The organism is Eisenbergiella porci (assembly GCF_009696275.1).
GTDB classification, from domain to species: domain Bacteria; phylum Bacillota; class Clostridia; order Lachnospirales; family Lachnospiraceae; genus Eisenbergiella; species Eisenbergiella porci.
Genome location: NZ_VUMI01000011.1, coordinates 62,385 through 86,555, shown reverse-complemented (window position 1 = coordinate 86,555; position 24,171 = coordinate 62,385). Strand labels below are relative to the sequence as shown.

Annotated in this window: 22 protein-coding genes; 15 read left to right on the top strand and 7 right to left on the bottom strand. The window is 50.3% G+C overall.

Going from position 1 to position 24,171, the window contains the following annotated elements; translation table 11 throughout:
- The first annotated feature begins 220 nt into the window (after nucleotides 1–220).
- Entirely contained in the window at nucleotides 221–1,978 is a 1,758-nt protein-coding gene (gene thrS / locus FYJ45_RS08855; RefSeq protein WP_235930733.1) for a threonine--tRNA ligase, read from the top strand.
- A 69-nt stretch (nucleotides 1,979–2,047) separates the two neighbouring features.
- Here thrS and FYJ45_RS08850 read toward each other — a convergent pair whose 3' ends face one another.
- Both FYJ45_RS08850 and FYJ45_RS08845 read right to left on the bottom strand, forming a co-directional pair.
- The gene (locus tag FYJ45_RS08850) at nucleotides 2,048–3,463 is read right to left on the bottom strand and encodes a hypothetical protein (RefSeq protein WP_154464316.1); all 1,416 of its coding nucleotides are present in this window, start codon (nucleotides 3,461–3,463) and stop codon (nucleotides 2,048–2,050) included.
- 25 nt (nucleotides 3,464–3,488) lie between these two features.
- Nucleotides 3,489–3,974, bottom strand: a complete 486-nt coding sequence (locus FYJ45_RS08845) for a sigma-70 family RNA polymerase sigma factor (protein ID WP_154464315.1) — start codon at nucleotides 3,972–3,974, stop codon at nucleotides 3,489–3,491.
- Nucleotides 3,975–5,043: 1,069 nt separating this feature from the next.
- On the opposite strand from FYJ45_RS08845, the gene yaaA reads away from it, so the two are divergent.
- From yaaA to spoVT, 8 genes are all read left to right on the top strand, one after another.
- Nucleotides 5,044–5,829 (top strand): peroxide stress protein YaaA, encoded by a 786-nt coding sequence (yaaA, locus tag FYJ45_RS08840; RefSeq protein WP_154464314.1) that lies wholly within the window; start codon nucleotides 5,044–5,046, stop codon nucleotides 5,827–5,829.
- 196 nt (nucleotides 5,830–6,025) lie between these two features.
- On the top strand, nucleotides 6,026–6,613 hold the full coding sequence (pth, locus tag FYJ45_RS08835) for an aminoacyl-tRNA hydrolase (RefSeq protein ID WP_021639542.1): 588 nt from the start codon (nucleotides 6,026–6,028) through the stop codon (nucleotides 6,611–6,613).
- The gene (mfd, locus tag FYJ45_RS08830) at nucleotides 6,610–10,146 is read left to right on the top strand and encodes a transcription-repair coupling factor (RefSeq protein WP_154464313.1); all 3,537 of its coding nucleotides are present in this window, start codon (nucleotides 6,610–6,612) and stop codon (nucleotides 10,144–10,146) included. Before pth ends, mfd begins: the two co-directional genes overlap by 4 nt.
- Before the next feature lie 34 nt (nucleotides 10,147–10,180).
- On the top strand, nucleotides 10,181–10,630 hold the full coding sequence (locus FYJ45_RS08825; RefSeq protein ID WP_021639540.1) for an Lrp/AsnC family transcriptional regulator: 450 nt from the start codon (nucleotides 10,181–10,183) through the stop codon (nucleotides 10,628–10,630).
- Between the two features lie 126 nt (nucleotides 10,631–10,756).
- Nucleotides 10,757–11,293, top strand: a complete 537-nt coding sequence (locus tag FYJ45_RS08820; RefSeq protein WP_025487641.1) for a cysteine hydrolase family protein — start codon at nucleotides 10,757–10,759, stop codon at nucleotides 11,291–11,293.
- Entirely contained in the window at nucleotides 11,290–11,664 is a 375-nt protein-coding gene (locus FYJ45_RS08815; RefSeq protein ID WP_025487640.1) for a CidA/LrgA family protein, read from the top strand. Before FYJ45_RS08820 ends, FYJ45_RS08815 begins: the two co-directional genes overlap by 4 nt.
- On the top strand, nucleotides 11,657–12,337 hold the full coding sequence (locus FYJ45_RS08810) for an LrgB family protein (RefSeq protein ID WP_154464312.1): 681 nt from the start codon (nucleotides 11,657–11,659) through the stop codon (nucleotides 12,335–12,337). The genes FYJ45_RS08815 and FYJ45_RS08810 overlap by 8 nt, the downstream gene beginning before the upstream one ends.
- A gap of 422 nt (nucleotides 12,338–12,759) precedes the next feature.
- The gene (gene spoVT / locus FYJ45_RS08805) at nucleotides 12,760–13,305 is read left to right on the top strand and encodes a stage V sporulation protein T (protein ID WP_154464311.1); all 546 of its coding nucleotides are present in this window, start codon (nucleotides 12,760–12,762) and stop codon (nucleotides 13,303–13,305) included.
- Nucleotides 13,306–13,449: 144 nt separating this feature from the next.
- Here spoVT and FYJ45_RS08800 read toward each other — a convergent pair whose 3' ends face one another.
- Entirely contained in the window at nucleotides 13,450–14,526 is a 1,077-nt protein-coding gene (locus FYJ45_RS08800) for a Gfo/Idh/MocA family protein (protein WP_154464310.1), read from the bottom strand.
- A 125-nt stretch (nucleotides 14,527–14,651) separates the two neighbouring features.
- Nucleotides 14,652–15,860, bottom strand: a complete 1,209-nt coding sequence (locus tag FYJ45_RS08795) for an ROK family transcriptional regulator (RefSeq protein WP_154464309.1) — start codon at nucleotides 15,858–15,860, stop codon at nucleotides 14,652–14,654.
- A gap of 577 nt (nucleotides 15,861–16,437) precedes the next feature.
- Here FYJ45_RS08795 and FYJ45_RS08790 point away from each other — a divergent pair.
- Both FYJ45_RS08790 and FYJ45_RS08785 read left to right on the top strand, forming a co-directional pair.
- Nucleotides 16,438–17,475, top strand: a complete 1,038-nt coding sequence (locus tag FYJ45_RS08790) for a Gfo/Idh/MocA family protein (protein WP_154464308.1) — start codon at nucleotides 16,438–16,440, stop codon at nucleotides 17,473–17,475.
- Between the two features lie 4 nt (nucleotides 17,476–17,479).
- Nucleotides 17,480–18,334: a sugar phosphate isomerase/epimerase family protein gene (locus tag FYJ45_RS08785; RefSeq protein ID WP_154464307.1), complete on the top strand. Its 855-nt coding sequence runs from the start codon at nucleotides 17,480–17,482 to the stop codon at nucleotides 18,332–18,334.
- 39 nt (nucleotides 18,335–18,373) lie between these two features.
- On the opposite strand, the gene FYJ45_RS08780 is transcribed toward FYJ45_RS08785, so the two are convergent.
- Nucleotides 18,374–18,697: a hypothetical protein gene (locus FYJ45_RS08780; protein ID WP_154464306.1), complete on the bottom strand. Its 324-nt coding sequence runs from the start codon at nucleotides 18,695–18,697 to the stop codon at nucleotides 18,374–18,376.
- Between the two features lie 465 nt (nucleotides 18,698–19,162).
- Here FYJ45_RS08780 and FYJ45_RS08775 point away from each other — a divergent pair, with 465 nt between their 5' ends.
- The gene (locus tag FYJ45_RS08775; RefSeq protein WP_154464305.1) at nucleotides 19,163–19,825 is read left to right on the top strand and encodes a lysoplasmalogenase; all 663 of its coding nucleotides are present in this window, start codon (nucleotides 19,163–19,165) and stop codon (nucleotides 19,823–19,825) included.
- Nucleotides 19,826–19,849: 24 nt separating this feature from the next.
- Here the strand turns inward: FYJ45_RS08775 and FYJ45_RS08770 are convergent, their stop codons facing one another.
- Nucleotides 19,850–20,002 (bottom strand): hypothetical protein, encoded by a 153-nt coding sequence (locus FYJ45_RS08770; RefSeq protein WP_154464304.1) that lies wholly within the window; start codon nucleotides 20,000–20,002, stop codon nucleotides 19,850–19,852.
- Nucleotides 20,003–20,081: 79 nt separating this feature from the next.
- On the bottom strand, nucleotides 20,082–21,014 hold the full coding sequence (locus FYJ45_RS08765; RefSeq protein WP_035323848.1) for a helix-turn-helix transcriptional regulator: 933 nt from the start codon (nucleotides 21,012–21,014) through the stop codon (nucleotides 20,082–20,084).
- 140 nt (nucleotides 21,015–21,154) lie between these two features.
- On the opposite strand from FYJ45_RS08765, the gene bglB reads away from it, so the two are divergent.
- From bglB to FYJ45_RS08750, 3 genes are read left to right on the top strand one after another with little or no spacing between them, the layout of a single operon-like run.
- Nucleotides 21,155–22,264 carry a beta-galactosidase BglB gene (bglB, locus tag FYJ45_RS08760; protein ID WP_154464303.1) on the top strand — a complete coding sequence of 370 codons (1,110 nt, stop codon included), beginning with the start codon at nucleotides 21,155–21,157 and terminating at the stop codon, nucleotides 22,262–22,264.
- Between the two features lie 32 nt (nucleotides 22,265–22,296).
- A complete protein-coding gene (locus FYJ45_RS08755) occupies nucleotides 22,297–23,238 on the top strand; it encodes an ABC transporter permease (RefSeq protein ID WP_154464302.1) in 942 nt (313 codons plus the stop codon).
- Nucleotides 23,238–24,107, top strand: coding sequence for a carbohydrate ABC transporter permease (locus tag FYJ45_RS08750; RefSeq protein ID WP_021639510.1), 870 nt, complete (start codon nucleotides 23,238–23,240; stop codon nucleotides 24,105–24,107). Before FYJ45_RS08755 ends, FYJ45_RS08750 begins: the two co-directional genes overlap by 1 nt.
- The last annotated feature ends 64 nt before the right edge of the window (nucleotides 24,108–24,171 follow it).

The following is a 24,171-nucleotide window of genomic DNA, read 5'->3' as shown; positions in this document are numbered from 1 at the left end:
AGGATTAGGGTTTGAAAGAATCTGAAGTGAAAAATTAAGGTGGAACCGTGCAGGATAGTGGGAAACGGAACCGGCGGAGGCATATTCAGTAAGTGCTTCAGGATATGCGGGCCGTGGCCGTTAGGAACAGAAAAATTATTGCACCCTTAGGAAAAGCAGCGATGGCTGTTTTTTCTGAGGGTGTTTTTTAATGCAGATAAAAGAAAAGGAGAAGAGAAAAATGGATGTTATTTTAAAGGATGGAAGCTTAGGCGAACAGAGCTTTGAAGACAGGGATGGGGCAAGGACCTTCCGTCATACGACTTCTCACATATTGGCGCAGGCCGTAAAGAAGCTGTATCCGGATGCAAAGCTGGCAATCGGACCTGCGATTGATGACGGATTTTATTATGATTTTGAATTCAGCAGCCCTATTTCCAGTGACGATTTCAAGGCAATTGAAAAGGAAATGAAGAAGATTGTGAAGGAACGGCTGCCAATGGAACGTTTTACCCTTCCCAGGGAAGAGGCGATTGCGCTGATGAAGGAGAGAAATGAAAGCTACAAGGTGGAGCTGATTGAGGATCTGCCGGAGGATGCAGTCATCAGCTTTTTCAGGCAGGGTGATTTTGTGGATCTGTGCGCAGGGCCTCATCTTTCCAATACCGGCTATGTGAAGGCCTTCCGGCTGACCAGCCTGGCGGGCGCTTACTGGAGAGGCAATGAGAAAAATAAGATGCTTACGCGTATTTATGGAACCTCTTTCCCGGATAAGGAGCAGCTGGAAGCGCATCTGGCAAGAATTGAGGAAGCAAAGAAGAGGGATCACAGGAAGCTGGGAAAAGAGCTGGGACTCTTCACTTTAATGGAAGAAGGCCCGGGCTTCCCGTTTTTCCTGCCCAAGGGCATGATTTTGAAGAATACGCTGATTGATTACTGGCGAAAGCTGCATGAAAGAGAAGGGTATCAGGAGATATCAACGCCCATTCTTTTGAATAAGAAGCTTTGGGAGACTTCCGGGCATTGGGATCATTATCGGGAAAATATGTATACAACCGAGATTGATGAGGAAGAGTTTGCGGTAAAGCCCATGAATTGTCCGGGAGGTATGCTGGTATACAAATCCCAGCCCAGATCCTATCGGGATTTGCCGCTGCGGATCGGCGAGCTGGGGCTTGTGCACAGGCATGAAAAATCAGGGCAGCTCCATGGCCTGATGCGTGTCCGCTGCTTTACGCAGGATGATGCCCATATTTTTATGACGCAGGAGCAGATTACGGATGAAATCAAGGGCGTTATGCGGCTGATCAATGAAGTATACAGCAAATTCGGCTTTATCTATCACGTAGAGCTTTCCACACGTCCGGAAAACAGCATCGGCAGCGACGAGGACTGGGAGCTTGCAACACAAGGGCTGCGCAAGGCTCTGGAGGAAATCGGGATGGAATATGTGGTGAATGAGGGGGACGGCGCTTTCTACGGACCCAAGATCGATTTCCATCTGGAGGATTCTCTGGGGAGAACCTGGCAGTGTGGTACGATTCAGCTTGATTTCCAGCTGCCCATGCGTTTTGAGGCGGGGTATATGGGAGCGGACGGGGAAAAGCATCGTCCTATCATGATTCACAGGGTAGTGTATGGCTCCATTGAACGTTTCATCGGTATTTTGATCGAGCATTATGCGGGTAAATTCCCGTTATGGCTGGCGCCGGTGCAGGTGAAGGTACTGCCGATTTCCGAGAAATTCTTCGGTTATGCGGGAGATATCCTGCAGTCGCTCAAGGCAGCGGGAATCCGCTGTGAGATGGATAACAGGGATGAAAAAATCGGCTATAAAATCAGGAGCGCACAGATGGAAAAGGTGCCTTATATGCTGATTGTCGGCCAGAAGGAGGAGGAGAGCCAGACGGTATCCGTAAGAAGCAGAGAGGATGGGGATTTGGGAAGCTTCGCTCTGGAGGATTTTGTAAGGAAGGCGGCAAAAGAGGCTGAAGAATAATATAATCTTTATACAATGAAAAAATACCCGGGGCGGTGATGCAGATGCCCCGGGTATTTGCTTAAATGATTACTGCAGAACCCGGATTTCATCCGGTGTGGTCTGCGCAGGGATGCTCATGGTCATTATCTGATACCAGGCCAGGACTTTGGCGCCGGGTGTCAGGTCGGCGGCTGTCAGTTCTTTTTTGCCGTCCAGGGTTTTAATGACGGTATTTTCACCAATAAAGTAGATGATGTCCCGGTCGGTAACATATGCGGGAGTGCCGTCATTCATGGAGGTAATTTCGGTGATGGTGGCATAGGTCGGTGCAGCCATATCTTCAGGGACCTGACAGATAACCAGCTCCGCATTGGAAATGGGAGGAAGGCTTCTTGTCATCATAGGGCTGACATAGGCGTAAAGGGTTTCGCCTACCTTCAGATCCTTCAGCTTCTTAGGAATACAGTCTGTGGCTGTGAGTATCAGGGTATCCTCATTGATATTCAGGACGATGCTGGAATAGGGATCGTTCTGATTGTCATTTTCCAGCATAACCTGATTGCCGTTGATTTCCGTAACTGTGCCGTATACCTGGATGGAGGAAGGCATGGTGGCTTCAGGCAGGGGGGACGTATCGCCGGCAGCATTCCCCACAGGAGCTTCGTCGCTCATTCCGGACGCCACATGGAGCAGACCAGGTTCCAGACCTTCTTTTTCCAGCTTTTCAAGCATTTCTTCAGCCTCCTGACTGGTTTCAAATTCTCCGGAAACAATACAGAAGCTTCCGTCCTGGGCCTTCACCAGACTGCTGTCCAGTGTGCCGAGGGATTCCTGCAGCAGCGCGGTTTCCTCTCCGCCGTGCATCGCGTCGGAGGACAGATAGAAGACCTCGCGGATTTCATCGGCAGTATCTGCAGGAGAAAGGCTCAGCTCCAGATAGCCGTCCGCCGTTTGCTCCGTCAGCTGAAAGGCCGTATTAATGGAAAGCTCCACCACAAAGCTGACTGCGGAATCATCCAGCAGGATGCTGCGGTAAACATCTTTTACCAGAGAGGAGTCCATTAATTCTTCACTGAGGGCATCAAAGTCAAAATCACGCACATCATACAGGGTGAAAACAAGACGGTGGGGGGCCAGCTTTTCTTCCATTTTATAGACGGGAACCTGTGTATCGGCGTCTGTTGTCTGGCGGCAGGGAATCCGATAGACTTCCGCTGCCTGGGTCTCCACGGGCTTCTCATCGGAAAAGGCCTGGGGAGTCACCGGGGTGTCTTGGGAACGTGCGGCCATAGGCGTGTCGGGTGTCTGGGTATTATTGCTTCCGGAAAACGGAAGTATGCGGAAGAGAACCACGATACACAGGCAGGCGGCCGCCAGAGAACCGAAGCCTGTAATCCATTTTTTTTCCGTATATCTCTTTCCCCGGTCTAGCCCCTTCTGAATGGAAGCGGAAAGGGAATCGGGAAGGGGTATATTGTTGTAGCTTTCTTTTCCTTTATTCATAACAGCATCTCCTTTCTTAAATGTGTCAGACCGATACGGCGCTTTTCAGCTTGCCGATGATGCGGTACAGACGTGTTTTCACGGTGCTTTCAGGCAGCTTCAGGGTTTCGGCGATTTCACGGAAGCTCCGGTCTTCGAAGTACTTCAGGATAATCAGCGTTCTTTCATCCGGCTGCAAAGTGTTCAGCGCCTGGTAAAGATCAAGGCGGTCGTCAACGGATAAATCCTCTTCCCGGGCAGGAAGGGTATCATCCGGTATGATGAATTCGTATTTTTTCTGTTTTTTCAAAAGATCATAAGCACAATTGATGATGATACGGCTCATCCAGGTATCAAAAAATTCAGGATTTTCCAGTTTGCCCAGGTTTATAAAGCCTTTGTAGGTAGCCTCTGATATAATTTCCAGGGCATCGTGCTCGTTTTTGACATAACAGAAAGCGAGACGGTAAAATTTTGCCTTGTTGTTTTCCATATGCTGTGCGAATTGTTTCTTGCTTAAATGTTGGCTCATGTGCCCCACCTTCTTTCTAAAAGTCTTGTTTTCGTCCCTTTACATCTGTTAGACTGCCCGGGGAACAAAAAAGTTTGCGTTTCATTAAAAAAAATGTTAAAAATTTAGGTAGTGGGCAGTTCCGGGGAAGCCGGACGGCTTTATGGCTTCGTCGTTGTCCTGTCCCGTCCCCGCCGGGGTGTCCCTGCTGTGTCTGTCCGGGGGGCGGGTGTTTTCTGCTGCCTTTCAGATTTGGGCCGTTTCTAAAAGCGGAAGGAAACCGCTTGGACGTCCCTGATTGCAGCATGAACTCGTCGCAGGCTCCTCAGACAATGCTGCATTGGCGGGATAAGCGGTTTCCTTCCGCTTTAAGAAACGGCTCCAAATCTTCAAAGGCATCTGAAAACACCCGCTCCCCCGGACAGACACAGCAGGGACACCCCGGCGGGGACGGGACAGGACAACGGCAAAGCATAAAGCCGTCCGGCTTCCCCGGAACTGCGCGCAGGTTGTAAGGGCGTTTTGTTCCTGTAGGTAATGAACTGAGGGAATACGTTTTTGTATTTTTTTGAATTGGTATGAGTGTTGTATACTTTGGCAGTTTATTGTGTAAATGTTGGGCGGAGTTAGTGTTGGTGGTTAGTATAGCATATTTTGTGCAGAAGAGACAGAGATAAAGTGAGTGTGGGGAGCAAAGATTTGGGGCTGTTTCCGGGGGATGGGGGCGGTTCTGCTTTCGGGTGTCCCTGGGGCGGGGCCGGTGGGGGTATTTTCCTTGCCAACCTCAAAAATGGGGGATTTCTAACTGTTCCCTGCGGCCGGTTCCCGGCTGCCCTTAACGGCTTGTTTGACGAGCGCAGGAAACATCTGACATTAATAAGAAAACGTTAACAGCGAGGAGTTCAGCCGTATTAGCCGGGGACCGGCCGCAGGGAACAGTTAGAAATCCCCCATTTTTGAGGTTGGCAAGGAAAATACCCCCACCGGCCCCGCCCCAGGGACACCCGAAAGCAGAACCGCCCCCATCCCCCGGAAGCGGCCCCAAATCTTTGCTCCCCGCACGGACGGGAAACCAATGGAGGATGAAGGGATGAGATTTATTATTTCACCGGCTAAAAAGATGAATGTGGACGGGGATACGATGGAGGCTGTTGGGAGGCCGGTTTTTTTGGAGAGGGCGGAGGTGCTTAAGGGATGGCTGCAGGGGCAGTCTAAGGAGGAGCTGCAGAGGCTTTGGGGGTGTAATGAAAAAATTGCGGAGTTGAATTATGAGAGGCTGCGGGGGATGGATTTAGAGAAGGGGGTGACTCCGGCGGTGCTGGCTTATGAGGGGATTCAGTATCAGTATATGGCGCCCCGGGTGTTTGAGGCGGGTGAGTGGGAGTATGTGGAGGAGTATGTGAGGATTTTATCGGGGTTTTATGGGATACTGCGGCCGCTTGACGGGGTGGTGCCGTATCGGCTGGAGATGCAGGCGAAGGGGAATCCGGAGGGAAAGGGAAATTTGTATGATTTCTGGAAGGATGCGATCTATGGGAAGCTGCGGGAGGAGACGGATTGTATTGTGAATCTGGCTTCCAAGGAGTATTCGCGGTGCGTGGAGGATTGGCTGACGGGGGATGTGAGGTATATAAGCTGTGTTTTTGGGGAAGAAAAGATAAGAGATGATAAGAGCGTACCGGGGAAAAAGGGGTGGCCGCCGGTGGTGCAGAAGGGGACGCAGGCGAAGATGGCGAGAGGGGAAATGGTACGGTTTGCGGCGCAGCAGGATATCAGGGACTGGAGGGAGCTGAAGGGCTTTAACAGGCTGGGATATGAATTCAGGGAGGAGTATTCCTCGGAAAGTCAGCTGGTGTTTGTAAAAAAGAAGGATTAGGTGCGGTCCGTATCCCCCTTGGCTTTCTGCTGTAACGGTCTGCTCACCGGCCTCTTTGTCGGCCTGTACCTGGAATTGCGGGGAGGGCGGATGAGCGCGCTATTTGACAGGGGGAGGATCTGGCATTAAACTAAAGAATGAGGAACAGCGGTTCGGGTGGCTGAAACGTTAGAAACAGGAAAGGAAATGGATTGAGATGTACGTGATAGCTGGGCTTGGTAATCCGAAGCGGGAGTATGAGAATACCCGGCATAATGTGGGATTTGATGTGATAGATGCCATTGCTTCCAAATATGGAATCAGGGTGATTGAGAGGAAGCATAAGGCCCTTGTGGGCAGGGGCTATATTGACGGAATGAAGGTGGTGCTTGCAAAACCGCAGACTTTTATGAATCTGAGTGGTGAAAGCATCCGGGAAATCATAGACTATTATAAGGTAGATCCTCAGTCGGAGCTGGTGGTGGTGTGCGATGATATCAGCCTGGAGCTGGGACAGCTGCGTATCCGGAAAAAAGGAAGCGCAGGCGGGCATAACGGATTGAAAAATATTATTGCCCAGTTGGGGACGGACGGCTTTGCGCGGATTAAAATGGGCGTGGGCAATAAGCCGGAGGGATATGATCTGGCGGATTATGTGCTCGGACATTTTACCGGCGCGGAGCGCAAAATCATGGATGAAAGCATTGGGTATGCGGTGGATGCTGCCGTGACCATGCTGGAGAAGGGGCCGGACGAGGCCATGAACAGATTCAATGGAAAGCGGGCAGGCGGGGAAGGTAAATGAATGCGATAACAGCACCGTTACGGAAACTGGCGGAATTTGAAGAGGGTCAGGCGCTTCTGAAAAAGGAGAGGGCCTGTATCGGCTTTACCGGATGTGTGGATTCCCAGAAGCTTCATATGGCGTATGGACTCAGCGATGGTTTCCGGTATAAAATCATCGTTACTTTCAGTGATTTGAAGGCGCGGGAAATTTATGAGGATTATCAGTTTTATGACAGGGATGTGACCCTGTATCCTGCGAAGGATCTGATTTTTTACCAGGCGGATATCCATGGGAACCAGCTGGTGACGGATCGGATGAAGGCGCTGCGTAAAATTATTGAGGGGAAGCCGCTGACGGTGATCACCACCTTTGCGGCGTTGATGTCCCCCCAGGTGCCTTTGGAGGAAATCGCTGCGTCGGTCATCCATATTGACGGCGACAGCAGGCTGGACGAGGGCAGTCTCGCCCGCAGCCTGACGCAGATGGGATATGAAAAAAATTATCAGGTGGACGCGCCGGGGCAGTTTTCCATCCGGGGCGGGATCATTGATATTTTTGATCTGACGGAGGAAAATCCATACCGTATCGAGCTGTGGGGGGAGGAAGTGGAGTCCATCCGCAGCTTTGACCTGCTCAGCCAGCGCAGTGTGGAGAAGCTGGCTAACGTGGATATTTATCCGGCGACGGAAATGATGCTTTCCGGGCAGCAGAAGGAGGAAGGGCTTCGGAAAATTGAGAAGGAGGCGAAGGCCTTTGCCGGGAAGCTTCAGGAGTCGTTCCAGACGGAGGAGGCGCACCGGGTCAGGACGCAGGTGAAAGAACTGCGGGAGCAGGTGCAGGAGTTTTCCCAGATTACGAACCTGGAAAGCTATATCCGGTATTTTTATGAGGAGACGGTTTCGTTCCTGAAGTTTTTCCCGGTGGGGGAGACCTGTGTTTTTATTGATGAGGCGCTGCGGGTAAAGGAGCATGCTTCAGCGGTTGAGATGGAATTCAGGGAGAGCATGGGGCACAGGCTGGAGAAGGGCTATATTTTGCCGGGACAAGCGGATCTGTTGTATGGCTTTGAGGAAACGGCCGGGTTTCTGCAGAATTTAAGGTGTGTGCTGCTTTCTTCCATGGACAGTAAAAATGCGCTGCTGAAGCCGCAGAAGAAGTTTGATGTGAATGTAAAAGGCATGTCCTCCTATAACAGCAGCTTTGAAGCGCTGGTTTCGGATTTGAAGCGGTATAAGAAAAACGGCTTCCGGGTGCTTCTGCTTTCAGGCTCGCGGACCAGGGCGAAGCGGCTTGCGGAGGATCTGCAGGAGCAGGGGCTATCAAGCTTTTACAGCGAGGATGGGGATCGTGAGGTAAAATCCGGAGAGGTCATGCTGTATTACGGGCATGTGAAGCGGGGGTTTGAGTATCCGCTGCTGAAATTCGTGGTGATCACGGAGAGTGATATTTTCGGTTCGCAGCAGAAGAAAAAGAAGAAGAAAAAGAAGTTTGAAGGCCAGAAAATCAATGATTTTGCCGAACTGAAGATCGGCGATTATGTGGTGCATGAGAGTCATGGTCTGGGCATCTATCAGGGGATTGAAAAGGTTGAGGTGGATAAGGTTGTAAAGGATTACATCAAGATTTCCTACCGGGACGGAGGAAATCTGTATGTGCTTGCCACGGGGCTGGATGTGATTCAGAAGTATGCGTCCTCCGATGCGGCCAAAACGCCCAAGCTTAACAAGCTGGGCACCCAGGAATGGAGCCGGACCAAATCCAAGGTGCGCAGCGCTGTGGATGAGGTGGCAAAGGATTTGGTGGAGCTTTATGCCGTCAGACAGCAGAAGGAGGGGTATCCTTATTCCAGGGATACGGTATGGCAAAAGGAGTTTGAGGAGTGCTTCCCATTTGAGGAGACGGAGGATCAGCTGGCGGCGATTGCAGCTACCAAGGAGGATATGGAAAGCTACCGGATTATGGACCGCCTGATATGCGGCGACGTGGGCTACGGTAAGACGGAAATCGCCATTCGGGCCGCGTTCAAGGCCATTCAGGATGGAAAACAGGTGGCGTTTTTAGTGCCTACCACGATCCTTGCCCAGCAGCATTATAATACCTTTGTCCAGAGAATGAAGGATTTCCCGGTGCGGATTGATCTGATGTCCCGTTTCCGGACGCCGTCGGAGCAGAAAAAAACGGTGGAGGATCTGCGGAAAGGGCAGGTGGATATTGTCATCGGGACGCACCGCATCCTTTCTTCGGATATCCAGTTCAAGGATCTGGGGCTTCTGATCATCGACGAGGAACAGCGTTTCGGGGTGACCCACAAGGAAAAAATCAAGAAAATCAAGGACAATGTGGATGTGCTGACGCTGACGGCGACGCCTATCCCCAGAACCCTCCATATGTCGCTGGTGGGCATCCGGGATATGAGCGTGCTGGAGGAGCCGCCCAACGACAGGCTGCCGATCCAGACGTTTGTATGTGAGTATAATGAGGAGATGGTACGGGAGGCCATTGTCAGGGAGCTGACCAGGGGCGGCCAGGTTTATTATGTGTATAACCGGGTCAACAATATAGCTGATGTGGCGGCCGCGCTGCAGCAGCTGGTGCCGGAGGCTGTCGTGGCCTTTGCCCACGGGCAGATGAAGGAGCATGAGCTGGAGCGGATTATGTATGATTTCATTAACGGGGAAATAGACGTTCTGGTTGCCACCACGATTATTGAAACCGGGCTGGATATTTCCAATGTGAATACCATGATCATACATGACTCCGATCAGCTGGGGCTTTCCCAGCTCTATCAGCTGCGCGGGCGCGTGGGGCGTTCCAACCGGACCGCCTATGCCTTTTTGATGTATAAACGGGATAAGATGCTCAAGGAAATCGCGGAAAAACGTCTTTCCGCCATCCGGGAATTTACGGATCTTGGAAGCGGGTTTAAAATTGCCATGCGGGATCTGGAAATCAGGGGTGCAGGCAATCTTTTGGGACGGAAGCAGCATGGCCATATGGAAGCGGTAGGCTACGATCTTTATTGCAAAATGCTCAATGAAGCGGTGAAGAATCTGAAGGGCGAGCTTACGATTGTGGATTTTACCACCACGGTGGAGCTGGAGGCGGATGCGTTTATCCCGCCCTCTTATATCGTCAACGAGCAGCAGAAGCTGGATATTTACAAGCGTATTGCCGGGGTGGAAACTCATGCGGAAAGCGAGGATATGAAGGAGGAGCTGCTTGACCGGTTCGGGGAGGTTCCGAAATCTGTGGATAACCTGCTCCGGATTGCGCTGATCCGTGTATTGGCGCATGAGCTGTATATTACGGAAGTGAAGGGGCGGAATGGGGAACTGAAAATCACCATGCGGCCGGATGCCAATGTGCGGGTGGAAAATCTCCCTGTAATTCTGGAGAAGCATAAAAACAAGCTGACCTTCAGCGCCAAGGGGACGCCGGTATTTTTTTACCGTTATAAGAAATGCGGCGTTGTGGAAAAGGATGCGGAAAACCTGATCCGTCTGACGGAGGGACTGCTTGCCGACATGAAAGAGATACTGGCGGGGAATTAGGACGGCGTTTTTGCCGTAAGGATAGGAGACAGCAATGGATAAAACAGACTACAGGATTTTACGGATATTGAAGGAAAACGGCCGGGAGTCCGCCTCTGATATCGGAAAGGAAATTCATCTGTCCGTGTCGGCAGTACTGGACCGGATAAAAAAGCTGGAGGATTCCGGTGTGATAAAAAGCTATACGATTCTGGTGGATTCGTCAAAGCTGGGCAATGATGTGATCGCCCTGATGGAGGTCAGCCTGGAGCATCCCCGTTTTTATGATGAATTTACGGAGACGGTGAGGGGGATTGACGCTGTTGTGGACTGTTATTATCTGACGGGGGATTTTGACTTTAACCTGAAGGTGACCTGCGCGTCCTCGGATGAGCTGGAGCAAATCCACAGGAAAATCAAATCTATTCCCGGAGTTTCGGCCACCAGGACGCATTTTGCGCTGAAGGAAGTGAAGAATGTGTATGCGGCAATACCCGGGGAATAAGAACGGCGGCCCGATTGCCTGAATTGCTCCCTGTAAAAAAGGGGCGGTAACAGCCGGAAGGTTCCTTTCAAATTGCTGATTGATGCGGTATCGCAGGCAGGTCTGCGATAGACAGGAGGTAAACAAATGAAAAAGGTTCTTGTAGTGATTGACATGCAGAATGATTTTATTGACGGTTCTTTGGGAACTGCGGAGGCGCAGGCCATTGTGGGAAAAGTGCTTGAGAAAATAAAGGCCTATCCTGCGGACCGGATTTACGCCACCAGGGATACGCACGGTGAGAATTATCTGGAAACGCCGGAAGGAAAGAGCCTTCCGGTGGTTCATTGTGTGCGCGGCACCGATGGCTGGCAGATCCGTCCGGAAATTGCCAGGGCCATGCCGGATGCAGTCATTGTGGATAAGCCCACCTTCGGTTCCACGGCGCTGGCAGAGCTTCTTTTTGAGGAAAATAAAAAAGAAACGCTGGAAATTGAACTGGTGGGGCTGTGCACCGATATTTGTGTGGTGTCCAACGCGCTTCTTCTTAAGAGCTTTATGCCGGACAACCGGATCGCAGTGGATCCTGCATGCTGTGCGGGAGTGACGCCAAAGAGCCATGAGGCGGCCCTGCTCACCATGAAAATGTGCCAGATAGCCATGGAAGGGCAGGAACAGGCATGAAAATCATATATCAGATAGGTATCATTTTTTCCCTGTGCTGGGTGAGCCAGATTGTGGAGGCGCTGCTTCCCATTGACTTTCCCGCCAGTGTTATCGGGATGATTCTGTTGTTTGCCCTGCTCGTATTCCGGGTGTTGAAGGTGGAGCATATCCGGGAAAAGTCGGATTTCCTGCTGGCAAATATGGCTTTCTTTTTTGTGCCTGCGGGAGTGAGCATTATCAATTATTTTGATGTTTTAAAGAGCAGCGTGGTACAGCTTCTTCTGATATGCCTGTTCACTACCGTGCTTACCTTTGCGGCTACGGCAGGGAGCATACGGCTGACGCTGAAGCTGATGAACCGCAGAAAGGGAGGGCAGGAAAATGGCTGAGCTGACATCTTCTCCCTTTTTCGGCATTGCCCTGAGCATTATTGCCTTTTCCATCGGGGTATGGATTCAGAAGAAAACAGGGCTTGTGGTCTGCAATCCCCTGATTATTGCCATTGTGCTGGTTATCGGGGTGCTGCTGCTGTTTCATATTCCTTATGAGGCTTACAATGAGGGCGGAAGCATTATCAATATGTTCCTTGCTCCGGCCACCAGCTGTCTGGCGGTTTCCATCTATACAAGGGTGGAGCTTCTGAAGAAGAACTGGCTTCCTATTCTGGTGGGCTGTACTGTGGGATCGCTCACCTCCATGGGGAGTGTTTTCCTGCTGTGCAGGCTGTTCGGCCTGGATGAAGCGATGACGAATTCCCTGCTCCCCAAGTCCGTTACCACGCCTATTGCGGTGGGAATTTCCGAGAGCCACGGCGGGCTTGTGCCGGTAACGGTGGTGGCGGTTATTATCACGGGCATTATGGGTAGCATTCTGGCGCCGTGGCTGATACGTATCTTCCGGGTGAAGGATTCCATGACGGCAGGCCTTTCTATCGGCGCGTGCAGCCATGCGGTGGGAACCTTCAAAGCAATTGAGCTGGGGGAGACGGAAGGGGCCATGAGCGGGCTGGCCATCGGTATCTGCGGGATACTTACCGTTGTATTTTCTTTGTTTTTGATTTAGTTCCTGCTTTGTTCAGGCATGGAGTAAATACTCTGAGTAAAATGTGAGGTTTCCGTAAGGGAAGCCTCTTTTTAGTTTATATGCTGTAAAATGAGTCAACTTTCGGCAGTAACTGTAAGGAGGCTGAACAGTTACGGTTATAGGCGTGTGATATTCATAAAAAAGCATGAATCCTGTTAATGATTTTTAAGTAATAAAAACAGTGAATATTTTCCTCAATTTTACAAATACTACATTTACCAAACCAATGAAGTCAAATACCTTACAGCAAGCGCGGTGGACAAGTTCCGGGGTATCTGGCCTCGCGGCAGTCACAGGATGGACATGCGGGTATGTCCGGCCGGCCGTTGCCTGCGGGAATAAAATAAATGTAAAAAGAGGTTAAGAGGCGCACAGCCAAAGACCATGCAGAAGGAGGAAATATGAAAGCGACAGGAATTGTGCGGAGAATAGATGATCTGGGTAGAATTGTCATCCCCAAGGAAATCAGGAGAACACTGAGGATCCGGGAAAGCGATCCCCTTGAAATTTTTACCGACAGGGAGGGAGAGATTATACTGAAGAAATATTCCCCTATCGGTGAAATGAGTACATTTGCAAAACAGTATGCGGAAAGTCTGGCACAGGTATCCGGGCAGATGACGCTGATTGCGGATCGTGACCAGTTTATAGCGGCAGCAGGCGGCTGCAAGGCGCTTATGGGAAAATCCATCAGCAAAGCGCTGGAGGAATACATTGAGAACAGGGAAAGCATTCTCGCTGCAAAGGGAGATAAGAATTTTATTCAGGTTACTGAGGAAGGAGAACCGGAATTTATACATGAAGCCATCAGCCCTATTATCTGTGAAGGCGATGTAATCGGCGCGGTGCTTCTTCTGAATAACGATCCCAAGTTAAAAATGGGAGAAGTGGAGCAGAAGCTGATTCTGTCCGCAGCCGGTTTTCTCGGCAGGCAGATGGAGCAGTAGGAAAAAGAAAGCTGAAAAAAACAACAAGGCAGACAAAAAGCGGCTGCAGGGTTTCCGGGAGAGAAGTGATATGCTCCAAATATCGGAAAAACCTGCGCCGCTTTTATTTTTTATATGGAGGCCGGAGCAATTTTCGAAATCGCTCTAACAGGCATCAGGGCAGCCGGGGGCCGCTTTGTCCACACCGATATACATCCTGTCCTCAAAGGGGAGATAAATGCGTTTTCCCTGCAGGGAGGAAAGATAAATTCCCTTTACGATTTCCAGCGTTTTCCGTCCCTCGGTGACATCCACCCTGACAGGCTCGTCGTTGATTATGGAAAGATAGAAATCACGGATCTGGGACAGGTGGCCGCTTCCCCAGTAGGCAGGGGTACTGCCGTTGGCATCGGCAGTGGGAAGGATTTCCTGGTAAACCCCGTCTGTTTCATAAAAACCGGTGTCCTGCTTCAGGCCGCAGCGTCCTTTTTCCCCCTGGAATTCCAGGTAAATGGGGGCGTCCGCTGCGTAGGAATTGCAGGCGTAGAGGCTGTAAATACAGCCGTTCTTAAAACGGATGGCCGCTTCCGCGGTATCCTCTACAAAAATTTTGTCGTGATAATGGTTATGCACGCTGCCGTCTATCCACTCCACGTCGCTGTCCAGTATATACCTGATGCGGTCAATGCTGTGGATTGCCTGGTCGATGAGCACGCCGCCGCCTTCCTTGTCCCAGGTTCCTTTCCAGTCGCTTCCTTCATAATAGGAATAGGGACGTGACCAGGTGAGATAGGAGCGGGCGCTGAGGATGCGGCCGAAGCGGCCTTCCCCTATCATCTGACGGAGCTGCTGTACGCCTTTTTCATAACGGGTCTGAAAAATGACGCCCAGTTTTTTACCGGAAGCCGCTTCTGCTGCTTTCATAAGATCCGCGTCCTGAAGCGTGATGGCCACCGGTTTTTCCGTAAGGACATGCATTCCTGCCTGCAGGGCGCGGACTGCCATGGGGGCATGCAGGTAATGGGGCAGGCACAGGTGGACCACATCAATTCCTTTTTCCTGTAGATCCTCGAAGCCGGTTCCGTAAGCGGCGCCGAAGGGGGCGGCAAAGGCCCGAGCCTTTTCAATATCTGTGTCTATGGCACAGACGAATTCTGCGATATCCGATAATTTCGGAAATGCGTTTGCATAGCAGGCGGAAATTCTTCCGCAGCCTATCAGGGCAATTCGAAGTTTTTTCATAAGGACTCCTGTCTGCGTGGCGAAGCACGTGTTTTAATGAGGCGGAAGGTGCGTTCCCGCCTTTATTTTTTTGCTTTTGGATGGAAGGGGTTCCGGCCTGCGGCCGGGCCGGCAGTACTCCCAAATTATCCGATAAAAAAGCTGCCTTTCATTGATCCCGTAAACTGATAGTGAATGTCAAAAAAGTACTTCATGGCGCCGTTATAGCAGGCGTAGGCATCCAGCCCGCTGTAGCGGATGCGCACGTTTTCCGTCATGCGGCGAAATCCGGTTTCCTGCAGGGACAGACGGATTTCCTCTAAAAAAACGGGGCCGAGGGTACAGGCATTGCCGCCAAGGACAATCAGGCGCGGATGGACGAGGCAAATCAGGTTGGACAGGGCAAAGGAAAATTCCCGGGCCATTTTCCGTATCACCTGAATCGCTGTCTGGTCCCCATAAAGGGCGGATCTCCCCAGGTCGGCATAGCTGATGGAGGGCAGGGAAAGAAGGGAGGAGGAGGTTCCTTCGGCATGAAGCCGTCCGGGCAGGGCTTCTTCCGAGAGGACCAGCTCCAGGCAGCCGTTATTCCCGCAGGGGAAGTGCGGACCCTGCGGGGAGATGCTGAAATGGCCGAATTGTGTATAGGAGGCGCAGGCCCTTCCCAGAAGCCTGTCCTGGATAAAGAGCGCCGCGCCGATTCCGCGGCTGAAGCGGATGAAGGCATAGTCCTTTTCCAGGATTGCAGTGTAAACCTTTTCCGCATAAGCGGCGCAGGCGGTGTCGTTGAGAACTGCTGCCGCGTAGGAGGAAAAGGTTTCCCGAAGAAGAGGAATCACGCCGGTCTCCCCCTGATCCTGTTCCAAAGAAATGGTAGTGGAGAAAACCGTTTCTTTTTCCGGATCAATCATGGCGGGCAGCACGAAGCAAATCCCGAGAAGCTGCGTACTGCGGATGAGCTTCAGCATCCTTTCCTCCAAAAAGGCATGGCAAAGCTCCGTATAGGAGTCCCCGGGCGTTCTGTAAAGCTCCTGCTGCAGGAGGGGGGAACCACAGATATCAATGAGCTGGGCGTGCACCCTTTTTTCCTCCCAGCCAAAAACAGCGATATAGTGGTTCCCGGAGCAAAGCTCCAGGCAGTTGGGCTTTCTGCCCACGCCGGCGCTGTCTCCGGTGCCGGAATCATACAGGAAGCCGCTTTCCGTCAGCTCATCGATAAGCGCTGAAACGGCAGTGCGGCTCAATCCTGTTTTCTTTGCAAGGGCGGCCCTGGAGATTCCGCGGTTTTCAAAAATGGAGTTGTAGAGCAGCTTCAGGTTGGTATTTTTAATGAGCTGTTGATTGACTAATTTCATGGGCACCTCTTTGGTGAATTGCGGCCATGCCGGCATGGCGGGCAGTATATTATGGCAGTAGCTGTGATGACACAAAGCATATAATTGTTTATGGATAAGCATAATTGTTATCTCATATTACAATTGGAATTTTAACACAGACAACAAAGAAAGGCAACGGATACGTTCTCATTGCGCAGTGATTTTAAATGGCTGGATGCCTGCAGCGGTTTAATTGTCAGAACTGTTTTAATTGTAGTGGAGAGTGTAGGTTACTGTTCACTCAGTACTGTGCATTTACTGCACAGTACGTAAGAAAGTGATTCAAGAGTGCATAAATCCCATTGCCGCAGGCGATTTTTAATGGATTTATGCAGTTACTGGTCACGGAGTGAACAGTAACGAGTGTAGTGGAGAGAAAAATTTAGGCATGCAAAAGGGATTGACAAGTACATTGCAGAATGCTATCTTGAATTTGTAAGATGATATTACTAATTGAGACTGCAAAACAGGGAAGGGAAAAAAGAGAAGCCGAAGGATGCGTACTGCCAGTCTGTGTAACAGGCAGGGGCATCAATTCGCGCAGACAGGAGGAGTCATGAAAATTGGATTAATTGGTTGCGGGGGCATGGGAACCACACATAATCTGTCCCTGAAAGCATTATCCGGGAAAATGGATGTGGAGGTAACGGCGCTTGCCGACTGCAGGCAGGAATTTCTGGAGCGGGCCGCAAAGCAGTGGCCGCAGGCAAAGACCTATGTCACAGGCAGGGAGCTGCTGGAAAATGAGGAACTGGATGCGGTACATATATGTCTTCCCAGCTATCTTCATGCGGAACATGCCGTTTTAGCCATGGAAAAGGGCATGCATGTTTTTTGCGAAAAGCCGGTCTGCCTTACGGCGGAGGAGGGCAGGCGGCTGCTTGAGGTGCAGAAGAAAACCGGTGTCAGCGTGATGGTAGGGCAGGTGGTGCGCTCCTTTGATGAATACCGTTATCTGAAGGATGTATATGACAACAAAACCTACGGGAAATTAAAATCCATCGTGATGCAGCGTATCAGCGGCGATACGAAGTGGGGCTTTGAGGACTGGTTCCATGATGAGAAAAAGAGCGGCAGCGTGATACTGGATCTGCATATCCATGATCTGGATTTTCTACGGTATATGCTGGGAGAGCCGGATTCCTTTGAGGTAAAGGCAACTGCTTTTGACAGCGGCATGGTAAACCAGGTGCTTGTTTCCTACCAGTTCGGGGATGTTTTTGCCACGGCGGAGGGTATATGGGATGTATGTACACAGCTTCCCTTCGATCCGTCCTTCCGTGCCTGCTTTGAAGAAGCAACGGTAATATTCCAGGGCAGGAGCAATCCTTCCCTGACGGTCTGGCACAAAGGCGGGGAGGTCAACCACCCGCAGCTTGCGCCTGAGTTTACCATGCATGATACCTCAGCCGGAATCAATATATCTGACTTGGGGCCTTACTATACGGAAATTAAATACTTTTATGACTGCCTGAAGCAGGAAAAAGAGATCGAAAGGGCGCCGCTTTCGGAGGGCATAAAATCTGTGCTGCTGGGGCTGGAGGAACTGAAGGCGGCTAAAAAATATCTGGAGGAAAACAGAAGGAGGGCATAGGCAAATGCGTGTAGGCGTGGTGGTAGGTTTACATAAGGATACGGATTTAAAGGAAAAGTTCAGCGAACTGGGGGAAATGGGAATGGAAAGCTGCCAGCTTGTGTGCTGGGACAGGACGCTTCTGAATGAGGAGACGGCAGCCCTTGTAAAACAGGCGGTTGAGGAAGAAAAGATTGACATCACAGCTTTCTGGTGCGGCTGGGAAGGCCCCAGGACCTGGAATTTTTATGAAGGGCAGGAAACGCTCGGCCTGGTGCCTGCGGCATTCCGGTTCCAGAGGCTGCAGATGCTGATGGAGGGCTCTGATTTTGCAAAGCTGATCGGTGTGAAGAATCTGGTAACGCATGTGGGATATATGCCGGAAAATCCATATGATCCGAATTATCAGGGCGTGATCATATGTCTGAAGGAGCTTGCTGCAAAATGCAGGGAAAACGGACAGAATTTTCTGTTTGAAACCGGCCAGGAAACTCCTGTCACGCTGAAAAGGGCAATTCAGGATATCGGCCTTGATAACGTGGGCGTGAATCTGGATCCGGCCAATCTGCTCATGTACGGTAAAGGAAATCCGGTAGATGCGCTGGATGTGTTCGGAGAGTATGTCCTTGGCATCCACGGCAAGGACGGCTGCTATCCCACGGACGGCCATGAGCTGGGGGCGGAGATGCCCTTGGGCCAGGGAAGGGTGAATTACCCGGCCTTTATCAGAAAGCTGAAGGAAATCGGCTATGAAGGCGATATCACGATAGAGCGGGAAATATCCGGTGAGGAACAGAAGAAGGATATTCTGATGGGGAAAAAGCTGCTGGAGGATTTGATAGCAGCGGAAAATTCTGTTTTGACAAAAGCACAGAATTAGCAGGCTGGCAGATATGATGTGAGGAGCCGGAAGTTCACATCATTCCCGGTAAACATATCTGACCGCATAGATGCGGTTACCAAAGTCAGACAACGGTACAAGCGAGTCCGAAGGGTTCATGGGATCCATGCACCGGAATTCTTTTCCGTTACTGTTTACGATAAGTACATAATGAAAGCTGCCGGAACCGTTTACGCGGACCCGTACGATGGGGAATATGCGTTTTGCCAGAAGCTTTTCCAGCGTTTTTCCGGTGATGCCGTCTGTGCCCTGCCTTACGGCTGTGACGTTCAGGGCGTTTTCCAGCGGCTCCCATTGGATATTGCCTTCATTATCATACACCTGCTCTTTGGATAAGAACATATTTAAGGCGCCCGGATCGATACTGTCCGCGGCGCCTGTTATTGTCTCGTCAAATTGCTGTTTGCTATTGCTTTCCGTTTGATTTTTCGTTCCGCACAGGGCAGGAACGGCTTATTCTTTATGAATAAAGTATATTCAGTATACGCGTACTTTTTTCCTGCTGTCAATCTGCCGTATTATTGACATCTGCCGTATTATGTAAGCTGCTGTATTGCCATATTGCAGAAGCCACTATATTGCGTATTCCTAAATCTCCAGTATTGCGATAATTCAGCGGCAGCTCCACCGTTGTTACTGCGCATGGAATGAATAGCGGCTTTTAGGCCACACCCTATTAAATTTATCAGAATTTGTTCCCGGGATAGAAATATACGTTCATATGAGGTATGATGATAAAAAGAGGAGCTTAAGCTGCGGAGGAGGGACGGACCGCGGCCGGTGCTCCGGAATAGATGGTGGCTGCCTATGAATTTACAGAAGTTCTTGTTGCTTGCAGCAGCGGCGGTGCTGATGGCTGCTTTCGGTCAGCATTATTTTCGGAATAATACAAAAAAAGAAAAACAGGTGCTGGTATTCAAGGCGCTGGCTACGGCCATGCCGGTTATGCTGGCATTTTTGTATGCCCTGACAGCGCAGGAGGTGCACAGGACGCTTTCCCTGATGATTTTGGCAGGGGCTTTCCTGTGCATGACGGCGGATGTGCTGCTGGAGCTTTATTTCCTTTCGGGAGTTGTCTCCTTTGGGCTGGGGCATGTCTGTTTTATCGCGGCTTATATGCATCTGACACAGTTTCGCGGATACACGGTGCTGGTATTTCTGCTGTTCTTTTTGCTCATGCTTTTGCTTCATGGGAAATTTCTGCCGCAGCCCGGCTGGCAGATGATACTTATGATAGGTTATGCGGCGCTTCTTTCCGCCATGTCAGCGATGGCTGTGACGGCGGCGGTTCAGCTGGGCAGCCCGGCCGGGTATCTGACGGCGGCAGGAGGAATCTGTTTTTATATATCCGATAATATTCTGGGCTTCCGCCTGCTGCACGAAACGAAATCCCGTGTTTTGAGCGGGGTGCTTCTGACGCTGTATTATTCGGCGGTATATCTGATTGCAGCCGCAATGTATTTTCTGTGAGCAGCGGGAGGAAAAGAGAGGTGCTTACGGCAAAAGAGAAAGCCGCCGGCAAAAGAGAAAGCCGCCGGCAAAGGAGAACGCCGCCATGGAGTTAAAGAGGAATACCAGGCGGCGTTTTTTACAGCTGTCTATGAACCAATCGGTCTTGCGATCACCAAACGAACGCAAAATATGCAATGTTTTTACCTCCTAAAACACAATTAATACATAGACTATGCGATTTAATTACGTTATACTCAGAAAAGTAAAGAAACGATCAGTTATGTAAAATCTTAGGCCGTTCTGTAAGAAGCCGGCCGGTTGACTGGCTTTTACGGTATTCCGAAGGAGACTCGTTGCAGAACTTATGGAAGACCCGGTTGAATTGTGAAAAGCTGGTGAAGCCGCAGGCGGAAGAAATATCTGTAATCTTGTCTTCCGTATTGAGCAGCAGGAACTGACAGTTGCGGATGCGTACCAGGTGGATGTATTGGGTAATGGTATAGCCGGTGACTTCCTTAAATTGATGGGACAGATAAAAAGGATCCATGTAGATGCTTTTGGCAAGTTCCTCCAGGGTGAGGTTGTCCATGTAATGGGTATGGATATAATTGGCTACGGTATATATCCGTTCGGACAGACGATCCTCCGGGTTCTCTGTCTTGTAGATATTGCAGTCCTGGAAGTCCTTCAGGTAATACAGAAACTGGGTAAACAGGCTGTGTACCATGAGCTCATAGGCACCGGTCATTTCCTGGGAGCCGGCCTGGTGGGACAACGCTACGATTTCATTCAGGATCCGAACCAGAACCTCCTGTTGGGCTTCCGGAAAACGGAAGATAGGTACGGGCTCATGAAAAGGCGTTAAAAGATTTTCGTAGGTGTCTTTGAAACCATAGCCATCGTCGCGGTACATAAAGGTGATGACCAGTCTCTTGGAGGGCGTTTCACTGGGATAAAAGGACTTATGCAGGCGGGAAGGCTCCAGCAGAACGAAATCATTAGTTCGGATTCTGTAGGGGATGCCCTCGATGAAATGTGTGGCCATTGGGCTTAACAGTATATGGATTTCGTAATAGGAATGAAGATGCTCAAATTCCATGTTCTTTTCCGTAGAACGGACGTCGAAATCAAAAAAATAAAATAGAGAATTTTCAATATCGTTGACAATGATAAAATGTTTTTCTTCATATTCAATTGTCTGAGGCATGGATAACGTACCTTCTTTCTGCCGCGCCGGCATTTAGCCAATTTTTTCACAATTATATTATAGCAGGGCAAATGCCAAATGGCAAGTAATATGAAAAATACAGCAGGTTATTGTTCAGATAAAGGCAGGAGGATAAAGGAATGTTACAGGAAGTTGACAAAAAGCTTCAGCAGCTGATAGGAGCCTTTTCGGAGATCTTATATGAGGATGATGAAATATTCATGGAGAATATGCGCCGGAAAAAGAACCTTCCTGAGGAAGAACTGCAAAAATACGCGCACTGGGAATGGACACAGGGAGTAGGACTTTACGGCATCTGGAAATTGTTTGCCGCTTCCGGCGAGAAAAAATATCTGGAAATGCTGACCCGGTATTATGACAGACAGCTGCAGGTAGGCTTTCCGCAGTGCAATGTGAATACGGCCGCTCCTTATCTGACCCTCTCCTATCTGGCGGAATACCTGCAGAGTGAGACTTACCTGCAGCCCTGCCGGGAAGCCGCGGAATGGATCATGTACGAAATGCCCAGAACCTCGGAAGGCGGGATACAGCATATGACCTCCGATGATGTCAATGAGCAGGAGCTTTGGGACGATACCCTGGTGATGACCGTACTTTTCCTGGCCAATATGGGAAGAATCCTGGATCGGGAGGACTACAGGAACGAGGCCCAGTATCAGTTTCTGCTGCATATGAAATACCTGCAGGATCCGGTCAGCGGCTTCTGGTACCATGGATGGACCTTTCTGGAAAGAAACCACTTTGCAGGGGCTTTCTGGGGGCGGGGGAACTGCTGGATTACAATTGCAATTCCGGAGCTGCTTGACAGCATAACCTGTTCCGAGCCTGTGGCGCGTATTTTACAGGAGGCCCTCAGAAATCAGGTGGAAGCTCTGGCGGGGTATCAGTCGGACAGCGGTATGTGGCACACGCTGCTGGATGATCCGGAATCCTACGAGGAGGCCAGCGCAACCTGTGGCTTTGCTTACGGAATCCTGCGGGGAGTGCACTGCGGGCTTCTGGAGGAAAAGTGGCTGGGGACGGCGGAACGGGCGCTGAAGCCTGTTTTATCCCTGATATCGGAGGAGGGAGTTCTGGGACAGGTATCCTATGGAACACCTATGGGAAGGGAAAACAGGGATTTCTACAAAGAAATTCCGTTGAAGCCCATGCCTTACGGACAGGCGCTGGCTATTTTATTCCTGGTGGAATGGAAAAAATTAAGAGCAGATGACGAAGTGACTGAATAGTTACCGGATTTATCAAAACAACAGGAGGACATATGAAAGGGAAGAACACACCGTCCCGGGCGGACAGGAAAAAAACAAATGCAAAACTCTACCTGAGAAATAACTGGCAGCTGTATGCCATGCTGCTGATTCCCGTCATCTACATGATTTTGTTTAAGTACAAACCCATGTTGGGCGTGGTCGTAGCGTTTAAAAAGTTCAATATTTTCCAGGGTATCTGGAACAGTCCGTGGATTGGACTGGCACATTTTAAGGAAGCCTTTACTTCCCGTGATTTCTGGGATGCCTTGAAAAACACCCTGATACTGAATATGGGAGACTTGATTATCGGCTTTCCCATCCCTATATTTCTGGCAGTTTTCCTGAATGAGCTGAGTAGCGGCAGGGTGCGTAAGGTGACGCAGACATTGCTGTACCTGCCGAATTTCCTGTCCTGGGTTATTATTTCAGGTATCGTTACCCAGCTGTTTGCCAATACCGGTATGGTGAACAACATCGCAAACGCCCTGGGCGCTGAAAGTATCCCGTTTTTGAGCAACAGCGGAATATGGCGGTTTGTGTACTGGTTTTCCGGCGTATGGCAGGGCGCAGGCTATTCTCTTATCGTTTACCTGGCGGCTTTGATGGCTACGGATGCTTCCCTGGGAGAGGCTGCTTACATAGACGGCGCTACACGCCTGCAGCGAATCTGGTATGTGACGCTGCCGCAGATTTCTTCCACGATAACCGTCCTGCTGATTATGCAGATTGGCAAGCTGGTGTCCATCAGCTTTGACAGGCCTTATCTGATGGGAAATACCATGGTGCGTGATGCATCCAGTGTAATCAGCACTTATGTATATTCCATTGGTCTGGCATCAGGGCGGTTTGACTTTGCTACGGCGGTGGGACTTTTCCAGACGGTGGTAGGAGTCGTGCTGGTACTGTCGGCCAACTGGGTGATTAAGAAGATGGGACAGGAGGGGATTGTGTAATGAACAGCGGAATTAACAGCAGAACAGAAAAATTATTCCAGTTCTTCTGGACGGCATTTTTTATCCTGATAACGGTAATCGCGATGATTCCAATTCTGCGGGTTATCTCCGTATCCTTCAGCTCCAAGGATGCGATTACGGCAGGCAGGGTTTTTGTATTCCCGGTAGGCTTTAATACGGAAGCCTATACCAAGGCGTTACAGAGCGGAAGCTTCGTACGTGCATTTGGCTATTCCATCGTACTGATGCTGGGTTCTACGGCAGTGAACCTTCTGATGACTGTGCTGGCGGCATATCCGCTCTCCAAGAAAGGCTTAAAGGGCGGCGGCCTCATCATGACCCTGTTTGTACTGACCATGTATCTGAATCCGGGAATCATCCCTGAATATTTGAACGTAAGAAGCTTTGGCATGATCGATACGGTATGGGCTTTGATAATTCCGGGAGCGCTGAGTGCCTACAACATGATTATCATGTGCAATTCCTTCCGCGGGATTGATTCCGCCATCTATGACGCGGCAAAGATAGACGGCTGCAGCCAGCTTACCACGCTGACAAAAGTGGCGCTTCCGCTGGTATACCCCACAATGGCGACCCTGGGCCTGTTCTATGCGGTGGGCCGGTGGAACGGGATCAGTGATGTATTGTACTACATAAACTCTTCTTCGCTTTATACCGTTCAGATGGTATTGAAGCAGTTTGTGGAGGCGGTGAACGTATCCGTAGAGGAAGGTATGACTACAAACCTGATAGCGGAAAATATCAAGGCGGCAAGTATTGTGATTTCCATGCTTCCCATGTTGGTGGTATATCCGTTTGTACAGAAATTCTTCACTAAAGGCATCATGATCGGGGCTGTAAAGGGGTAACCGGTAAGGTCCGGAAAAACCGATGTACGGCTCCGGAGAGGTGATATGGTTTTGTTAAACTATA

Bases quoted from the DNA above. Each gene is read 5' to 3' on its own strand.
- FYJ45_RS08810 (WP_154464312.1), top strand. From the start codon at position 11,657: ATGGCTGAGCTGACATCTTCTCCCTTTTTCGGCATTGCCCTGAGCATT.
- FYJ45_RS08790 (WP_154464308.1), top strand. From the start codon at position 16,438: ATGAAAATTGGATTAATTGGTTGCGGGGGCATGGGAACCACACATAAT.
- FYJ45_RS08750 (WP_021639510.1), top strand. From the start codon at position 23,238: ATGAACAGCGGAATTAACAGCAGAACAGAAAAATTATTCCAGTTCTTC.
- FYJ45_RS08775 (WP_154464305.1), top strand. From the start codon at position 19,163: ATGAATTTACAGAAGTTCTTGTTGCTTGCAGCAGCGGCGGTGCTGATG.
- FYJ45_RS08845 (WP_154464315.1), bottom strand. From the start codon at position 3,974: ATGAGCCAACATTTAAGCAAGAAACAATTCGCACAGCATATGGAAAAC.
- FYJ45_RS08825 (WP_021639540.1), top strand. From the start codon at position 10,181: ATGGATAAAACAGACTACAGGATTTTACGGATATTGAAGGAAAACGGC.
- pth (WP_021639542.1), top strand. From the start codon at position 6,026: ATGTACGTGATAGCTGGGCTTGGTAATCCGAAGCGGGAGTATGAGAAT.
- FYJ45_RS08815 (WP_025487640.1), top strand. From the start codon at position 11,290: ATGAAAATCATATATCAGATAGGTATCATTTTTTCCCTGTGCTGGGTG.
- FYJ45_RS08850 (WP_154464316.1), bottom strand. From the start codon at position 3,463: ATGAATAAAGGAAAAGAAAGCTACAACAATATACCCCTTCCCGATTCC.
- FYJ45_RS08755 (WP_154464302.1), top strand. From the start codon at position 22,297: ATGAAAGGGAAGAACACACCGTCCCGGGCGGACAGGAAAAAAACAAAT.
- FYJ45_RS08780 (WP_154464306.1), bottom strand. From the start codon at position 18,697: ATGTTCTTATCCAAAGAGCAGGTGTATGATAATGAAGGCAATATCCAA.
- thrS (WP_235930733.1), top strand. From the start codon at position 221: ATGGATGTTATTTTAAAGGATGGAAGCTTAGGCGAACAGAGCTTTGAA.
- FYJ45_RS08785 (WP_154464307.1), top strand. From the start codon at position 17,480: ATGCGTGTAGGCGTGGTGGTAGGTTTACATAAGGATACGGATTTAAAG.
- mfd (WP_154464313.1), top strand. From the start codon at position 6,610: ATGAATGCGATAACAGCACCGTTACGGAAACTGGCGGAATTTGAAGAG.
- bglB (WP_154464303.1), top strand. From the start codon at position 21,155: ATGTTACAGGAAGTTGACAAAAAGCTTCAGCAGCTGATAGGAGCCTTT.
- yaaA (WP_154464314.1), top strand. From the start codon at position 5,044: ATGAGATTTATTATTTCACCGGCTAAAAAGATGAATGTGGACGGGGAT.
- spoVT (WP_154464311.1), top strand. From the start codon at position 12,760: ATGAAAGCGACAGGAATTGTGCGGAGAATAGATGATCTGGGTAGAATT.
- FYJ45_RS08820 (WP_025487641.1), top strand. From the start codon at position 10,757: ATGAAAAAGGTTCTTGTAGTGATTGACATGCAGAATGATTTTATTGAC.
- FYJ45_RS08795 (WP_154464309.1), bottom strand. From the start codon at position 15,860: ATGAAATTAGTCAATCAACAGCTCATTAAAAATACCAACCTGAAGCTG.
- FYJ45_RS08800 (WP_154464310.1), bottom strand. From the start codon at position 14,526: ATGAAAAAACTTCGAATTGCCCTGATAGGCTGCGGAAGAATTTCCGCC.
- FYJ45_RS08765 (WP_035323848.1), bottom strand. From the start codon at position 21,014: ATGCCTCAGACAATTGAATATGAAGAAAAACATTTTATCATTGTCAAC.